We start from the raw sequence: 15,413 nt of genomic DNA, 5'->3' as shown, positions 1-15,413 counted from the left end.
ATGCTTGCAGATCTGAAACCGAATCTTCATCGCCTGTCAGCCGTTTCGCTGCTGGCTGTAGCCCTGGCACTCGTTGCCTGTAAGGCCCCGTCCTCCTCCACAACCCCAGCATTGCCCGTCGCACCGGAGATCGCCTCCGGCTATCGCACCGACCTGCAGACCCGCCACGCTGACAAGCACATGGCCGCGGCGGCCAACCCGCTGGCGGCCGAAGCCGGGCGGCAGATGTTGCGGCGCGGCGGCTCGGCCATCGACGCGGCGATTGCCATGCAGGCGGTGCTGACCCTCGTGGAGCCGCAGTCCTCCGGGATCGGTGGCGGTGCATTCATCGTGTTGTGGGACGGCAAGGCAGTACGTACTTACGACGGTCGCGAAACGGCACCGGCCGGCGCCACCGAGAGACTTTTCCTGCAAGCAGATGGCAAACCCATGCCGTTTACCGCCGCGCAGATAGGCGGCCGTTCCGTGGGCACACCGGGCGTGTTGCGGGCACTGGAACTGGCCCATCGCAAACATGGCCGACTTGAATGGGGCACGCTGTTCGAGCCGGCCATCGCGTTGGCCGAACAGGGTTTTGCGATCTCGCCCAGGTTGCACTCGATGATTGCGGCCGATGCGTCCCTGCCGGGGTCGCCGGACATGGCCGCCTATTTCCTGAACGCCGACGGCAGCCCGAAGGCGGTCGGCACGCTGCTGAAAAACCCCGCTTTGGCCGACGTGCTCAAGCGCATCGCCCGCGAAGGTCCCGACGCCTTGTACAAAGGGCCGATTGCCGAAGAAATCGTCGCCAAGGTGCAGAAGCATGCCAACCCCGGCAGCCTGTCATTGAATGACCTCCAGGGCTACGCCGCCCGGGAACGTGCGCCGCTTTGCACTGACTACAAGCGCTGGCAAGTCTGTGGCATGGCGCCCCCGTCTTCGGGCGGGATCGCCGTGGCACAGATTCTCGGAACCTTGCAGGCATTGGAACAGCGCGACCGCCGCACGGCCCTGGCCCCCATGAAACCCGTCAAGACCGATAAACCCGCCGGCATTGAGCCGACGCCCGAAGCAGTGCACCTGATCGCCGAAGCCGAACGCCTGACCTACGCCGACCGCGCCCTGTATGTCGCTGACTCGGACTTCGTCCCCGTGCCGGTCAAAGGCCTGGTCGATCCCGGTTATCTGGCCAGCCGCGCGAGCCTGATCGGTCCACGCAGCATGGGCATCGCCAAACCCGGCACACCACCGGGCGTCCAGGTGGCCTACGCCCCGGACCGTTCGCCCCTGCGCATCTCCACCTCGCAAGTGGTGGCAGTGGATGATCAGGGTGGCGCCGTGTCGATGACCACCACGGTGGAGTCGGCGTTCGGCTCACACCTGATGGTCTGGGGTTTCATGCTCAACAACCAGATGACCGACTTCTCGTTCATACCCGAAGAAAATGGGCAAAAGGTCGCCAACCGCGTCGAACCCGGCAAACGCCCCCGCTCGTCCATGGCGCCGACCCTGATCTTCGATCGCCAGAGCGGTGAACTGCTGGCCGCTGTTGGCTCACCGGGAGGCTCCCAAATCATCGAATACGTCGCCAAGTCAGTGATCGGCCTGCTGGACTGGGACCTCGACGCGCAAGCCGCCATCAATCTTCCCAACTTCGGCAGCCGCAACGGCCCCACCGAACTGGAACAAGGTCAGTTCAGCCCGACGCTGATCCAGGCGTTGAAAAACAAAGGCCATGCCGTGAGTGAAATCGACATGACCAGTGGAACCCAGGCGATCGTCCGAGTCCGTGATGCCCAGGGCAAAATCTCACTGGCCGGTGGGGCGGACCCGCGGCGTGAGGGTCAAGCGCTGGGGGATTGAGCGTCGCGGCCATCCGACCGGTCTGCGAAGTCGCGTCGCCACCCATCGCGGGCAGACTCGCTCCCCCAAGGGGTCAGGCCTTGGGGGGATCGCTCTGCGGTTGGTAAATCAGCAAATCGGCGGGCTGACATTGCAGATGGCTGCAAATGGCTTCGAGGGTAGCCAGGCGAATACCCTTGACCTTTCCTTGCTTCAACAAGGAAAGGTTGGCTTCCGTAATGCCTATCGCGGCGGCAAGGTCCTTGGATTTAACCTTGCGCGTCGCCAGCATCACATCAAGTTGAATAACGATAGGCATAGGGCTCTCAAACAAAAGTCCGGTTTTCTGAATCGACTTCACTGGCCCGGGACAATATCCGGGCAATGATTGCAATGCAGGCTGCAAGAAACAACGCGACAAACGACGGGGCGGTAACGCTGAGGGTAAGCAGACGCTGACCGACCGGTGCGTTGATCGTCACCAGCAGGCTGAGAAACGGCTCACACAGGAAATCCAGCAGCACCCACAGCGCCACAGCGCGACCTACCTTCCCCAGGCAAACGGCTGCTTCGCTGGAAAAGTACTCGCCTTGGGCATATCGCTGGAACAACTGCCGCAAATGGCCCAGCCCGAACGCCAGGGCCAGCAGCGGTATGCTCGACAACAGCATTGCGCCAAGGCATTGCCAGCCAGTCAAGTGCATAGCCTCTGCTGACAAGCTCGACAGCTGTCGCTCGGTCAGGGCAAAGCCCAGACCGTATTCTGAAGCAACGTCAGGAAACAGCCAGACCCCGGCGTTGAGGACCATCATCGTGATAATGAAGACAAGTGTGATGACAGCCATGCGCTGGCTGTACAGGGCGAGACGATTCGAGGACATGGAAGGCTCCACAGAACAAAGGAAGCGCAAACCATAGCGGTGAAATTATCGCAGAACAATAATTAATACGTAAAAAACGATAACATCAAACTCAAGTCGACAACTGATTGGCAAACTGGCTCACGGCATCGACCACCTTCTTCGCGCCATCCTGAATCTCGACGATCACCGTCCCCGCCTCCGCTGCCAGGGCCAGACCCTGTTCGGCCTGGTGCTGGCCGTCGGTCATCAGTGCCACGGCGTTGCGGGCCATGTCCTGGTTCTGGCGAACCACGCCGACGATCTCATCAGTGGCCTGACTGGTACGCGACGCCAGTTGCCGCACTTCATCGGCCACCACCGCAAAGCCCCGGCCCTGCTCACCCGCCCGGGCGGCTTCGATGGCCGCGTTGAGCGCCAGCAGGTTGGTCTGTTCGGCAATGCCGCTGATGGTCTTGACGATGGTGCCGATCACCAGGGATTGCTCATTCAGGGCCTCGATGCCTTCGCCGGCGGTTTGCATGTGCCGGGCCAGGTCACGCATCACGCCCACGGCCTGGGTCACCACGGCGGTGCCGCGCTGGGCGCTGTTGTCGGTTTGCAACGAGGTGCTGTAGGCAATGCCGGCCGCCTCGGAGACGGCTTTTTCCTGGTTGACCTGATCAGTGATGTTCGTGGCGAACTTGACCACTTTGTACAGTCGCTCGTTGGCATCAAGCACCGGGTTGTAAGAGGCTTCCAGCCAGACTTCACGGCCGTTGCTGTCCAAGCGTTTGAAGCGACCGGCGACGAACTCGCCGCTGTTGAGACGCTGCCAGAACTGCTGGTAGGTGGCGCTGTTGTACTCCTCCGGTTCGCAAAACATGCGGTGATGCTTGCCCTTGATCTGCGCCAGGCTGTAACCCATGGCATTGAGGAAGCGATCATTGGCTGTCAGTACGTGACCGCCCAGGTCGAATTCGATCACCGCCGTTGAGCGCACCAGCGCACCAATGAGGTTTTCATGCTCGCGCGACGCCTCGATGGTACGGGTCAGGTCGCTGGAATACATCGAGAAATAGCGGATTCGGCCATCAGCCGCCCGAACCGGTTGGAGAATCGAACGCAACCAGGCTTCCTTACCGTTGCCCCGGAGCAGCCGTACGGCGCCGGAGAAATGCTCGCCTCTAGTCAGCGCCGTCTTGAAACGCAACTGGAACTCATTGGATTTCAGGTAAGCCGGCACCAGCTCTTCGACAGACCGGCCGATGAGGTCCTGGGACTTGTAGTGCATTTCGTCGAGAAAATTCTGATTGACCGTCTGCACCCGCCCTTCGGCATCCAGAGTGAGGGCCAGCATCTCGCGGTCCAAACTCTCCTTCACCTGCACAAGGCTGGACAGTTCCTGGCGAAGAGCCGAAAGCTCCTGCTTCAAGCGTTTATTGAACATGGCATGCTCCGAGAGCAGGAGAGTTAGGTGGCCTGTTCTCTTGCCATCGGCTCGCCGATTTTTTTCTAAAGAGCGCCCCGGGCCGCTTCTGAAAATAATCCTGCGCGCTCGCGAACCCCGATTAGCCTCCCATGGTCACTGGAATGTTCCAGTGTTGGCGCCTGACGCCAAGACCCTGCCGCACCCAATACCCATAACCATAAAAATCGAGGTAATTGCCGTGACCACCGACATACAAGACAGCCGTTCCGCCCGCTTCGCCTTGCGCTGTTCCAGTTTTGCCGAGCGCTGGTTCCCTGACTCCTGGGTATTTGCCGCCCTGGCAGTATTGGTAGTCGCGGTGGCGACACTGTTCATCGGCGCCAAACCCACAGCCGCCGCCATGGCGTTCGGCGATGGCTTCTGGAGCCTGATACCGTTCACCATGCAGATGGCCTTCGTGGTGATCGGCGGTTACGTGGTCGCCAGCTCGCCGCCCGCCGTCAAACTGATCGATCGCCTGGCACGCATCCCGAAAAACGGTCGCTCCGCGGTGGCCTGGGTCGCATTGATCTCCATGGTCGCGTCGCTGCTCAACTGGGGGCTTTCCCTGGTATTTGGCGGTTTATTGGTACGTGCCCTGGCCCGTCGCACCGATCTGAAAATGGACTACCGCGCCGCGGGCGCCGCCGCTTACCTGGGCCTGGGCGCGGTTTGGGCACTGGGTTTGTCTTCGTCGGCGGCGCAATTGCAGGCCAACCCGGCCAGCCTGCCACCGTCGATCCTGTCGATCACCGGGGTCATTCCGTTCACCCAGACCATTTTTCTCTGGCAATCGGGAGTGATGTTGCTGGCGTTGATCGTGATCTCGCTGATCGTGGCCTATGCCACCGCTCCCGGCCCGAACAGTGCCCGTGACGCCGCCGCCTGCGGGATTGATCCCAGCTTCAGCATGCCGGCATTGCAGCCTCGCACCCGCCCGGGAGAATGGCTGGAACATAGCCCGCTGCTGACCATTGCCCTGGCGCTACTGGCCGCCGGCTGGCTGTTCCACGAGTTCTCGACCAAACCTGCGATAAGCGCCATCTCCGGGCTCAACACCTATAACTTCCTGTTCCTGATGCTTGGCGCGTTGCTGCACTGGCGGCCGCGCAGCTTTCTCGATGCCGTGGCGCGCGCGGTGCCGACCACCACCGGCGTGCTGATCCAGTTCCCGCTGTACGGCTCGATTGCCGCGCTGCTGACCACGGTCAAGGGTAGCGACGCCCAGACGCTCGCCCATCACATATCCACCTTTTTCGTACAGATCGCGTCCCACGATACCTACGCCGTGTTGATGGGCGCCTACTCGGCGGTGCTGGGCTTTTTCATTCCTTCGGGAGGCGGCAAATGGATCATCGAAGCCCCCTATGTCATGCAGGTGGCCAATGATCTGAACTATCACCTGGGGTGGGCGGTGCAGATCTATAACGCCGCCGAAGCGCTGCCAAACCTGATCAATCCGTTCTACATGCTGCCGCTGCTGGGAGTGTTGGGGCTCAAGGCCCGGGACCTGATCGGTTTCTCCTTCGTGCAATTACTGGTTCACACGCCATTGGTGCTGGTGCTGCTGTGGGCGCTGGGGACGACATTGTCTTATCTGCCGCCCGTGATGCCATAAAGCCATAAAAAAGGGCCGATATTTTCGTCGGCCCACTTTTTCTTCGCTCCGGTCTGTTTCAGTATGGCTACACCCTGTTCGAGGGGTCCACACGCTGAAAAGGATCTGAGCATGTCCAAACTCGCCGTACTTTCTCTTGCCACCCTGGCCTTCAGTGCCGCCGCCCATGCCGACATCGATGTTCAGTTGGGCAGTACCGAACGCGTCACCCGTCTCTTCGCCTATCCCAACAACTGCAACGTCATTTGTTTTCGCAACTGGACGCTGGAGCAGACCGTTGAGCATTACCTGACCCAAAGCGTGCAGCGTGACGGCTACAGCGCGGCCAAGGTCAGCGTCAAAAGCGACAACGATAAGGTCTACGCCAGTATTAGCGGCGTGCCGCAAGACTACGGCAAACCGTTGACTGCGCTGCTGGATGCCGGTGACCTGGCATACAAGGGCGCCACCAAACTCAACAGCGATAACAAGTGGGCCTACGACTGGTACCTGTTCCTGCCGCTGGGCATGGCCCTGGAGAACCGCAAGAGCATTGAGTTGCTGCACTTCCCGCCGGATTACTCCCTGACCCAGGCGCAGGACTACCTGGAATCGGCCACCACCGATCGCTGGGCCACGCTGCTGACCGCCAACGGCATCGCCGCCGAACAGACCCCGGCCTTCCAGACCATTGTCGACATCGCACCGATTGCGGCGCCATCCAATGCCGGCCAGGCGCTGGGCGGGGTCTACGACTATTTCAATGACTACCAGACCACCATGGTCAAGCAAGTCAGCCAGAACGCCAGCGGCGACGCCCTGCCGATGGTGGCCTTCGGTGCTCCCGTGCGGAACTGGATCAAGACACAGTACGGCCAGACCGTGGACGTGCTGGGTCTGGCGACCATTACGCCGACTGCGGGTGTCAAGGTTCCGGTCCTGGGCTCCAACCACCCGAGCTACATCTGGTATGCCGCCGACCCTGACAGCTACAACGGTGATCAGGCCAAGGCGGATGCGGCAGGTTTGAAAGTCATGGGGCAGGACCTCAGCGCTGCATGCTGGCAAGCCGGCATGGGCAGCAAACCGGGCACCGATCCGAGTGCGCAATTGAATCAATGCACACAGACCTGGCAGGTCACGCAAAAGGAAGAAACCTGTGAGCTGTTCTATACCTCGATCCGCAAGCTGTCTGCGGACGAAGCGGCGAAAAAATGCGCGGAGCCGGCAATCAAATCACAACTTCCACAATTGAAAGTCCCCATGCCAGCGCTGCCTGACGCGGTTTAAACCCCAAGGACTTTCCTGCGTAAGCCTGGGCTCACGCGGGAAAGCGCCTTTGGCTCCTGTCAGAGTCGACAGTAGATGGCGTTTCAAGGTTGCGCGAAGCTAGGCAGGTTTCAATGATCGCTGGCAGGATCGCCAGCGCCAGAAGGCCGAGCGTCCTACGCGACAGGGACCGTCATGACCACCTTCCTTGCAGACAGCGCATCCTCACCGAACGGGGACGGCATCTACCCCGAGAAACAACTCAGCACGCGCATGGGTTATCCATCCAGGCGCGATTTCGAAGTGCGCCAGACGACTAACGGCCGCGGCAATGGCATCGTCGCCCGCAAGCGGTTTGCGCCGTTGGAAAGGATGTGCAGGGTATCGGGGCTGATCGTCAGCCGACGACGCCTGCATACACTGCAGATCCTGCCGGACATCCACATGTATGACCCGCGCTTCGCCGGATTGCTGCAGCACTCCTGCAGCCCGAACGTTTTCCTGGACATGAGCGAACTGTGGTTATGGGCGTTGACCATCATCGAGGAAGGTGACTGCCTGACGATGGATTACGCCAGTACCGAACAGAAATTGTATCGACAGTTCGCCTGCCGGTGCGGTTCGTCCAACTGTCATGGCTGGATCACAGGCTATGACGAACCGCCCAACGAGCGAGGGATGAAATTTCTACGGCACTGGCGTCGCCGCTGTCATCGCGACTGAATGAGCCGAATCAGGGCGCGCCGACCGGACGTAGCCGATACTGCGGCGGCAACTGCTCGAAACCGCTGATCGTCGTGTCCAGGCTTTTCCAGCGGCCGTCCTTGATCCCGTAGATACAGCCGTGAATCGACAGCTTCTGCCCGCGATGCCAAGCGTTCTGCACAATGCTGGTGTGGCCGACGTTGGCCACCTGCTGGATCACATTGAGCTCGCACAAACGATCCACGCGCTCTTCTTCGGTCGGCAATTGGGCCAACGTTTCGCGGTGCTCGTAGTACAGGTCGCGAATCGAACGCAGCCAGCCGTCGATCAGACCCAGTTGACGATCCTGCATCGAGGCACGCACGCCGCCACAGCCGTAATGCCCGGTGACCAGGATATGTTTGACCTTGAGCACGTCCACCGCGTACTGGATCACCGACAGGCAGTTGAGGTCGGTGTGCAGCACCACGTTGGCCACGTTACGGTGCACAAACAGATCGCCGGGCAGCATGCCGACGATCTCGTTGGCCGGCACCCGCGCATCGGAACAGCCGATCCACAGGTACTCAGGGGTTTGCTGACGGGCCAGCTTGGAAAAGAAATCAGGATCTTCCTGCTTGATCGCATCGGCCCAGCGCGCGTTGTTATCAATCAGATCTTGTAATTCGTTCATGCTATCTAGCCCTCGAGAATAGTGCGCAACTTTGACAGACGACCGCCCGTCGAGGTCACGTCCAGAATGCCGTTGGAATTCTCGCCACGGCTGTGGGTCCACCCAGTAAGCCCCACAGTATGAGGAATTGCCATGAATGATTCACGACGTCCTTTCGACGCGGTCCAGCCGGAACCCATCGACGATAACGAAGACCGCATGGGCTCGATGCATGAACTGGAATTCGACGAACAAGAGCCCAGCGCGAAAATCGGCGACGAACTGCCGGAAAATGAACGCGAACAGTTGATGCCGCGTGAACGCGTGCGTGAAGCCGGGCTGACAGGGGCTTCAACGGATGATCACGAACCCACCGACGACGACATGAGCCCGGAAACACTGATCCGCGAAGACGGTGCCCGGGACGCCCATGAAGCCGGTGACGACAAACGGGCGGACTGGGACCTGAGCGTAGTGGATGAAAATGACATTGGCGGGGGTGACGGGCTCGACGAAGCGGAAATGGCCGATATCGATCCGTTGGATGGCAAGCGGTAAGTGTCGATCGAGCTGACGCCATCGCGAGCAGGCTCGCTCCCACAGGTTCTGCGTCATAACCCAATGTCTTGAGCGATGCAGATCCAATGTGGGAGCGAGCCTGCTCGCGATAGCGGTGGATCAGTTTGCACTGGGGTTGAATGTGCCGCCGTCATCGCGAGCAAGCTCGCTCCCACAGGGTTTTGTGTTCGAGCGCAAATTTGATGCACACCGCCAAGCTCTCTGTGGGAGCGAGCTTGCTCGCGATGACGGCGTTGCGGTTAACCTCGATGTGGCAAGTTCAGTCCACCAAGGTACACGCCATGACCACCGCATCTTCGCGTCCGCCCACCGCAGGGTAGTAATCGCGGCGACGGCCGACTTCATTGAAGCCATAGCGCTCATACAGCCGGAACGCTGTGCGGTTGCTGTCACGCACTTCCAGGAAGCACTCCCGAGCCTCGGCCTTGTAGGCAATGGACATAAGATGCTCCAGCAGCCGCAAACCCAAGCCGCGCCCCTGGTTTTCCGGTTTGACGGTGATGTTGAGCAAGTGCGCTTCATCCAGGATGATCTGCACCACGCCGTGGCCCACTTGCTGCTGGCCTTCGAACATCAGCCAGATCTGGTACTTGCCCAGCCCGTCGAGAAAGATCCCTCGGGTCCAGGGGTGGCTGTAGGCCGCATATTCGATTTTCAGCACAGCGTCGAGGTCCGCCTCGGTCATCGGGCGGAACGATACAGCGTCACTCATTCGATTCTTTCCAACGCGCCATCAGCCGGCGCATGGCTTGCCAGACATCAGCCTTGCGCTGTGGCGTTTCCATTAACAATTCCAGGCCGGGCAACGCCCAGGCCGAGCCCAGGCCTTCGACCTGCAGTTCGCGATTGAATGCTTGAGCATCCACCTCACCCGCAAATTTCACCGCCGGCAGGCCGATCAGCCACAGGCACACGCAGGGCTCATCCTCAAGCCGCGCCGAGACAAAACCCTGGACAAAATCCCGCGCCGCTTCTGGTCCCTGGTCCATGGTCCCGCGAGACAACAACGGCCAGCGCACCGGCTCGCCAATGATCTGTGGGCTGTCCGGCAGACCGGCGGCGCGCAGCATGTCCTTGAGCAGCAGATACGCCGGATCGCGGCTTTGAAACGGTTCGCCCGTGGGCAGTTCCACCAGTAGCAGGCAACGTCCTGCCCGTAGCAGTTGCAGCGCGAAACGCGGCGGTGCGACGTAAGGGGCCTTGACCGGGGCCGGGGTCTCATCGGCGGCCTCTACCGGTTTGGCGTTGGTGCGGGTCGATGCCAGGCTCGGGCGCGGAACCTCGATCTTCGGCCGTTCGACCACGGGCGCCACCGGCTCGGCAACCGTCCTGGCCACGGGCGCGCTCACGACCGGCTCGATATCCAGCGGCTCGGGCGTTTCCAGCAGCTCGGGCCGCGACGGGGCGGCAAACGGCAATTCGGTACGCGGCAGCCAGTTGACCACCTGCATGGCGGTCAGATAGGCGCGGCGGCGGGACTCGATAAGCAAGGGTCGGCCACTTGTGGATAACTGAAAGTGGAAGGGATTCTACCGCCCTTCGAGACAGATCGCTTCCCTGTTGAATCAATAGTTGAGCGATTCAACCGACAGTCCGTCTCAGGGGTGAATCGCAACCGGCCTGATGCAGTACAATCGCCCCTTTTAATTGCCAACCCGACGGCCATTGCGATGATCGAACCCAAGCGCGTCTTGCGCGCCCTCGCTGAACACTGGGCATTGCTGGAACCTTTGTGCGAGCACTTCGACCAGGGCACCCTGAGCCTCAACGAATTGCGTTCACAATTGGCCGCCCAACAACTGGACAGCACGCCCCAGGACATCACCAACCTGTTGGACGTGTGGATCCGCCTGGACATCCTCGTACCGGTGGCGAAAAGCCCGAACCGTTTCGAGCTCAACGCCCAGATCCATGACTTCCTCGCCTACCTGCGCCGCGAACACCGTCTGGGCCTGTGCCTGGAGATCGAAGCCTACCTGCGCCACCTCGAGCGCCTGGCCGGCTACATCCAGGACGCGTTCGACATTCGCGACGGCAACGACCTGGCCCGCCAGTTGCGCCTGCTGGACATGCGCGTGCGCGACGTACTCAAGAAACTCGCCAACGACGAACAGGCCCTGGTAGCGGTGGCCGAACGGGCCAAGACCAGCGACCGGCAGATTCCGTTGCGCCAGCGCTACGCCGAAGTACTGGCGACCTGGGATGAATACGTCGAACCGATGATCCAGTTGGTGAACGCCGACGGTGCGTTCGAGCAAGGCGTGCGCAAGGTCGAGAATGTGCTGTTGCGCATGCTCACCGAACAGCAGCGCCTCGGCCACCTGGTGGACGATGACATGCTGCTGCGCACCCACGCGCGCATCCTCGAGATGCAGACCAGCGCCCAGTTGACCCTGCGCCATGCCCGCGAATTGCTCCTGCCGCTACGCGAAGAGGCCCGCCGTCACAACGCGGTGACCCGTGGCGCCGCCCTGGCCCTGGCCGCCATTCGGCGCAAAGGCCTCGATGCCGTGCCCCAAGCCGCCATGCCGCTGTTCACCCGCCCGCAAAGCACCTTCCTGGGCAGCGCCAGTCAGGTCGAAGCCTACGTGTACGCCCTGGCCCGTTTCGAACCGAAACCGGCGCGCTTCCCCAAGTCCCACAAGACCCACAAGGGCGGCGAGGCTCCTCGCGCGCCGCGCACCGTACGCGAGATGGTCGAGCGTTGCGAAGACGCGCTGCCAATGCCGGACCTGATGACCTGGTTGCTGGAGCAGGAGCCGGACGGCGCCACCGACGAATTACTGTACTGGTTCTCGCGCCTGTCGCGGGAAAAACGTTTCAAGCGCGAGCGTCTGGAACGCCGCGACTACCACACTCACGAGCATCAGGTCAGCCTGCGCTCCTTCGCCCTGCTCTCGGCCCGCGACACCGCCGCCGAGGATTCTGCGAGCATCCCCCATGCATCTTGATCTATCCGAACTGTCCCAACTGGCGCCGATTTTTCGCGAGCTGTTCAAGGGTTACCACGTCAGCCGCCGCGACCCGGAGCTGTACGCACAACTGTCGAACTTCCAGGACCAGTACCGCACGCTGTTCAAGGCCCTGGGTTTCGAACTGGTGTGCGACACCCGTGGTTTCTACTACTTCGTGCCGGACCTCGCCGCCGCTGCGGTGAACAAGACCGCCCAACGCCTGGCGCTGTTCACCTTCATCCTCGTCGAGCACCTGGCCGACCAGGGCCGCGACCCGATTGCCGTGCTCGACGGTGGGAGCCTGGGCCGCGATGAGCTGCCCTCGCTTCTGGAAAAGTACCGCGACCTGTTCCTTCAGGCCGAAGTGCAGACCCAGGAAGAGCTGGAAGAAAAAATCATGCGCCGCATGACCCAACTGGGTTTTGCCGGCGAAGAGAACGGTGTCTACCGCTTCCTGCCACCGATGCACCGTTTCCTCGACGTCTGCCTGTCGGTCCAGCAGGACCGCGACCTGGCCGCCAGCCTGCACAGCGTGCTGCCGTTGCCGGCGCCGGTACTGATCGACGAAGACAGCGACGAAAAGTTGCTGCAAACCGATGATCCGCTGGATCTGAGCGAATTCGAAGGTGAAAGCGAAGAAGACGCACTGGCCCGTGCCATTGCCGAAGAACAGGAGACCGACGCATGAGCAAGGAACGCTACGGCATCCGCCGCTTTGCCCTTTTGAACACCGCCGGCTACAGCCTGGGCCTGTTCCCGCTGGAAGAACCTCTGTCGGTGTACGGCGCGAACAACCTCGGTAAATCCGCGTCGATCAACGCCTTGCAGTTCCCGATCCTGGCGCGCATGTCGGACATGAGCTTCGGCAAGTACAGCCTGGAGCAATCCCGGCGGTTCTACTTTGCCTCGGACACCAGCTACATCCTGGTGGAAGTCGCCCTGCCCCACGGCCCGCACGTGATCGGTGTGGTCGGGCGCGGCCCCGGCGGCGGTTTCGGCCACCAGTTCTTTGCCTACGCCGGCAAGCTGGACCTGGCCCATTATCAGAAAGACGACACCTGCCTGCGTCAGAAAGAGCTGTTCACCAACCTGGAGCGCGAAGGCCTCAAAGCCTACGAACTCAAGCCTGATGAACTGCGACGCCTGCTGGTGGGCGGTCATACCTCGATTCCGCTGGACCTGACGCTGATCCCGCTGCGCTCCACCAGCGAGCAAAGCCTCAAGACCTTCCGCGCGCTGTTCATCAACCTGTTGCACATGCGCGAAATTACTGCGGCCAAGCTCAAGCAACTGTTCCTCGACGCGTTCGAGCACAGCCTGCGTTCCGGTAGCGTGGATTACATCGCCGCGTGTGAAGAGGCCTTCCGTGATGTACGACGCATGGAACAGGACTACAACTCCCTGGTGGCTGCCGGTCCGCTGGTGGAGGCCCTGGCCAATGGCGTGAAGCAGCGCGATGTACTGCGCGGCAAACTGCATCGCCTGTCACCGTTGCTCGACTCGCTGCTGGGCACCTGGTCGGACTACGCCAGTGCGCGCAAGGAAGAGCTGACCATCCAGGCCGAACACTACCGCAACGAGCAGGATTCGCTGCAGAACGACCAGCGCGGCGGCACTCAGGAGTTGATGCGCCTGGAACGGGAAATCAGCGGTATCCAGCGCTGGATTGGCGAACTGTCGGTGCTCAAGAACCGCTTTGCCCTGGTGGATGACGTCAAGGTCCTCGAGCAACAACTGCTCGCGGCCAAGGATGCCCACGACGAACTGGCCGGTGCCCTGGCCCAGTCCCGGCAGTTCAGCGCCGAAGACCTGGATGAGCGCCTGCGGGATCTGGAAAAACGCCTGAAGTCGGTCAAGCAGCAACTCGATCACGCCGATAACAACAGCTACGCCCGCCTGCGGGAAGAATTCTCGCAACAGGACGTTGAACGCCTGATGCGCCTGTTCAACAGTGCGCTGTTCAGCCTGCCGCTGGGCGAGCACGGTATCGCGCTGGACGAGAACGGCGAGTGGGTCAAATCCATGGAGCTGATCCTCGACGGCTTCAAAGGTGAGCGTTTCGAAGTACCGGGCCTGTCCATCGACCTGTCCCACATCGAACCGCCTGCCCTGCAAGCCCTGGCCGATCGCGCCGCACTGCGGGACCAGAAAGAACGCCTGGAAAAAGAACTCAAGCAGCTCAAGACCCAGCAAGCGGTGGCCGCCGACCGCGCCGCGAGCAAGACCCAGACCGAGGCGCTGTACCAGCAGGTTCTGGATGCGCAGAAAGCCCTGGAAGACTTCCGCCGCACCCAGACCCTGAGTGCCGAGGAAGGCGAAAAGCTTGAGCAACTGGCGCAGATGGAAGCCGCCCAGGACGAACTCAAGCGCTCCAGCGATGCCTTCACCGAACGTGTCCAGCAGTTGTCCGCCAAGTTGCAACTGGTGGGCCGGCAGATCGCCGACATGGAAGCCAAGCAACGTACCCTCGACGACGCCCTGCGCCGTCGTCAATTGTTGCCAGCAGACCTGCCGTTTGGCACGCCGTTCATGGACCCAGTCGACGACTCCATGGACAACCTGCTGCCACTGCTCAATGACTACCAGGACAGCTGGCAGGGTCTGTTGCGGGTCGATGGCCAGATCGAAGCGCTGTACGCCCAGGTGCGGCTCAAGGGCGTGGCCAAGTTCGACAGCGAAGACGACATGGAGCGCCGCCTGCAACTGTTGATCAACGCCTATGCCCACCGTACCGACGAAGCCCTGACCCTGGGCAAGGCACGGCGTGCGGCGGTGACTGACATTGCCCGGACCCTGCGCAACATCCGCAGCGACTACGACAGCCTCGAGCATCAACTGGCGTTGTTCAACCGCGAGATCAACAAGCGTCAGGTGTCCAACCTGCAGAGCTTCCGGATCGTCCTGGCGCCGAACAAGGAAGCGCTCAAGCACATCGACCAGATCATCCACAGCGCCGGCCAGTACGAGGAAGGCGAGACCCTGTCGGTGTTCGACCTCAGCCAGAGCGCCGAGCAGGACAACAAGAACGAAGAGGCCAAGGAATACCTGGCCCGCCTGGTGGCGGCCAACCACAACCAGCTCGGCCTCAAGGACCTGTTCGAACTCGCCTTCGAGATCACCAAGGTCAACGGCCAGCCAGTGATCCACACCGATATCGATGGTGCGGCGTCCAACGGCACCACGATGACCATCAAGGCGCTGACCAACATGTATTTGTTGCTGCACCTGATGGACCGCGAACAGGCCGGTCGCGTGCGTCTGCCGTACTACCTTGACGAAGCGGCAGACATCGACGAGAAAAACCAGGCCGCGCTGCTGGAAACCAGCTTGCAGCTGGGTTTTGTGCCGATCCTGGCCAGTGTGAAACCGCAAGTCTGCGCCAGCGTCGCCATCGACCTGGAAGGCGGCAGCGGCCCCAACGGCATCTACATCGACGAGGCGGACTGGAAGTACATCCGCCGTCACGATGCGGTGAAAGCCACGGTGAACGTGCAGGCCGACGAGCCGGAGCTGGATCCGGTTTGAG

The 15,413-nt window shown here is 61.4% G+C and carries 13 protein-coding genes and 2 pseudogenes; 8 read left to right on the top strand and 7 right to left on the bottom strand.

Annotated features, from left to right (window positions below; all coding sequences use genetic code 11):
- Complete coding sequence (gene ggt / locus PSH91_RS04510; protein ID WP_305467417.1) at window positions 1-1,842, top strand: gamma-glutamyltransferase; 1,842 nt, start codon at window positions 1-3, stop codon at window positions 1,840-1,842.
- 73 nt (window positions 1,843-1,915) lie between these two features.
- On the opposite strand, the gene PSH91_RS04505 is transcribed toward ggt, so the two are convergent.
- The 4 genes and pseudogenes from PSH91_RS04505 to PSH91_RS26660 all read right to left on the bottom strand — a co-directional run.
- The gene (locus PSH91_RS04505; protein WP_047229383.1) at window positions 1,916-2,140 is read right to left on the bottom strand and encodes a helix-turn-helix transcriptional regulator; all 225 of its coding nucleotides are present in this window, start codon (window positions 2,138-2,140) and stop codon (window positions 1,916-1,918) included.
- 7 nt (window positions 2,141-2,147) lie between these two features.
- On the bottom strand, window positions 2,148-2,702 hold the full coding sequence (locus PSH91_RS04500; RefSeq protein WP_305467415.1) for a DUF2975 domain-containing protein: 555 nt from the start codon (window positions 2,700-2,702) through the stop codon (window positions 2,148-2,150).
- A 91-nt stretch (window positions 2,703-2,793) separates the two neighbouring features.
- Window positions 2,794-3,225 (bottom strand): annotated as a pseudogene (locus PSH91_RS26665) (methyl-accepting chemotaxis protein); the annotation flags it as partial.
- A 156-nt stretch (window positions 3,226-3,381) separates the two neighbouring features.
- Window positions 3,382-3,954 (bottom strand): annotated as a pseudogene (locus tag PSH91_RS26660) (PAS domain-containing protein); the annotation flags it as partial.
- A gap of 376 nt (window positions 3,955-4,330) precedes the next feature.
- Here PSH91_RS26660 and PSH91_RS04490 point away from each other — a divergent pair.
- The 3 genes from PSH91_RS04490 (at window position 4,331) to PSH91_RS04480 (ending at window position 7,720) form a co-directional block, all read left to right on the top strand.
- Window positions 4,331-5,749, top strand: coding sequence for a short-chain fatty acid transporter (locus tag PSH91_RS04490; protein ID WP_076386741.1), 1,419 nt, complete (start codon window positions 4,331-4,333; stop codon window positions 5,747-5,749).
- A gap of 111 nt (window positions 5,750-5,860) precedes the next feature.
- Entirely contained in the window at window positions 5,861-7,018 is a 1,158-nt protein-coding gene (locus tag PSH91_RS04485; protein ID WP_047229380.1) for a hypothetical protein, read from the top strand.
- A gap of 174 nt (window positions 7,019-7,192) precedes the next feature.
- Window positions 7,193-7,720 (top strand): lysine methyltransferase, encoded by a 528-nt coding sequence (locus PSH91_RS04480; protein WP_160893574.1) that lies wholly within the window; start codon window positions 7,193-7,195, stop codon window positions 7,718-7,720.
- A gap of 10 nt (window positions 7,721-7,730) precedes the next feature.
- On the opposite strand, the gene can is transcribed toward PSH91_RS04480, so the two are convergent.
- A complete protein-coding gene (gene can / locus PSH91_RS04475; protein WP_047229378.1) occupies window positions 7,731-8,375 on the bottom strand; it encodes a carbonate dehydratase in 645 nt (214 codons plus the stop codon).
- Between the two features lie 132 nt (window positions 8,376-8,507).
- Here can and PSH91_RS04470 point away from each other — a divergent pair, with 132 nt between their 5' ends.
- Window positions 8,508-8,912, top strand: a complete 405-nt coding sequence (locus PSH91_RS04470) for a serine kinase/phosphatase (protein WP_076386330.1) — start codon at window positions 8,508-8,510, stop codon at window positions 8,910-8,912.
- 280 nt (window positions 8,913-9,192) lie between these two features.
- On the opposite strand, the gene rimI is transcribed toward PSH91_RS04470, so the two are convergent.
- Together rimI and PSH91_RS04460 are read right to left on the bottom strand one after the other, a co-directional pair.
- Window positions 9,193-9,645: a ribosomal protein S18-alanine N-acetyltransferase gene (rimI, locus tag PSH91_RS04465; protein WP_047229376.1), complete on the bottom strand. Its 453-nt coding sequence runs from the start codon at window positions 9,643-9,645 to the stop codon at window positions 9,193-9,195.
- Window positions 9,638-10,423, bottom strand: coding sequence for an energy transducer TonB (locus PSH91_RS04460; protein ID WP_107322935.1), 786 nt, complete (start codon window positions 10,421-10,423; stop codon window positions 9,638-9,640). Before PSH91_RS04460 ends, rimI begins: the two co-directional genes overlap by 8 nt.
- Window positions 10,424-10,603: 180 nt before the next feature.
- On the opposite strand from PSH91_RS04460, the gene mksB reads away from it, so the two are divergent.
- From mksB to mksF, 3 genes are read left to right on the top strand one after another with little or no spacing between them, the layout of a single operon-like run.
- A complete protein-coding gene (gene mksB, locus PSH91_RS04455; protein ID WP_047229374.1) occupies window positions 10,604-11,884 on the top strand; it encodes an Mks condensin complex protein MksB in 1,281 nt (426 codons plus the stop codon).
- Window positions 11,874-12,575: an Mks condensin complex protein MksE gene (gene mksE, locus PSH91_RS04450; RefSeq protein WP_047229373.1), complete on the top strand. Its 702-nt coding sequence runs from the start codon at window positions 11,874-11,876 to the stop codon at window positions 12,573-12,575. The genes mksB and mksE overlap by 11 nt, the downstream gene beginning before the upstream one ends.
- Complete coding sequence (gene mksF, locus PSH91_RS04445) at window positions 12,572-15,412, top strand: Mks condensin complex protein MksF (protein WP_047229372.1); 2,841 nt, start codon at window positions 12,572-12,574, stop codon at window positions 15,410-15,412. Before mksE ends, mksF begins: the two co-directional genes overlap by 4 nt.
- Window position 15,413 lies beyond the last annotated feature (1 nt).

Origin of the sequence: Pseudomonas sp. FP1154 (assembly GCF_030687245.1) — a bacterium.
Classification (GTDB): Bacteria; Pseudomonadota; Gammaproteobacteria; order Pseudomonadales; family Pseudomonadaceae; genus Aquipseudomonas; species Aquipseudomonas rhizophila.
The sequence above is the reverse complement of the archived record's forward strand: the minus strand, read 5'-3'. Positions and strand labels throughout refer to the sequence as shown.

Bases quoted from the DNA above. Each gene is read 5' to 3' on its own strand.
- PSH91_RS04505 (WP_047229383.1), bottom strand. From the start codon at position 2,140: ATGCCTATCGTTATTCAACTTGATGTGATGCTGGCGACGCGCAAGGTT.
- PSH91_RS04485 (WP_047229380.1), top strand. From the start codon at position 5,861: ATGTCCAAACTCGCCGTACTTTCTCTTGCCACCCTGGCCTTCAGTGCC.
- mksE (WP_047229373.1), top strand. From the start codon at position 11,874: ATGCATCTTGATCTATCCGAACTGTCCCAACTGGCGCCGATTTTTCGC.
- PSH91_RS04470 (WP_076386330.1), top strand. From the start codon at position 8,508: ATGAATGATTCACGACGTCCTTTCGACGCGGTCCAGCCGGAACCCATC.
- mksF (WP_047229372.1), top strand. From the start codon at position 12,572: ATGAGCAAGGAACGCTACGGCATCCGCCGCTTTGCCCTTTTGAACACC.
- rimI (WP_047229376.1), bottom strand. From the start codon at position 9,645: ATGAGTGACGCTGTATCGTTCCGCCCGATGACCGAGGCGGACCTCGAC.
- can (WP_047229378.1), bottom strand. From the start codon at position 8,375: ATGAACGAATTACAAGATCTGATTGATAACAACGCGCGCTGGGCCGAT.
- PSH91_RS04480 (WP_160893574.1), top strand. From the start codon at position 7,193: ATGACCACCTTCCTTGCAGACAGCGCATCCTCACCGAACGGGGACGGC.
- ggt (WP_305467417.1), top strand. From the start codon at position 1: ATGCTTGCAGATCTGAAACCGAATCTTCATCGCCTGTCAGCCGTTTCG.
- PSH91_RS04500 (WP_305467415.1), bottom strand. From the start codon at position 2,702: ATGTCCTCGAATCGTCTCGCCCTGTACAGCCAGCGCATGGCTGTCATC.
- mksB (WP_047229374.1), top strand. From the start codon at position 10,604: ATGATCGAACCCAAGCGCGTCTTGCGCGCCCTCGCTGAACACTGGGCA.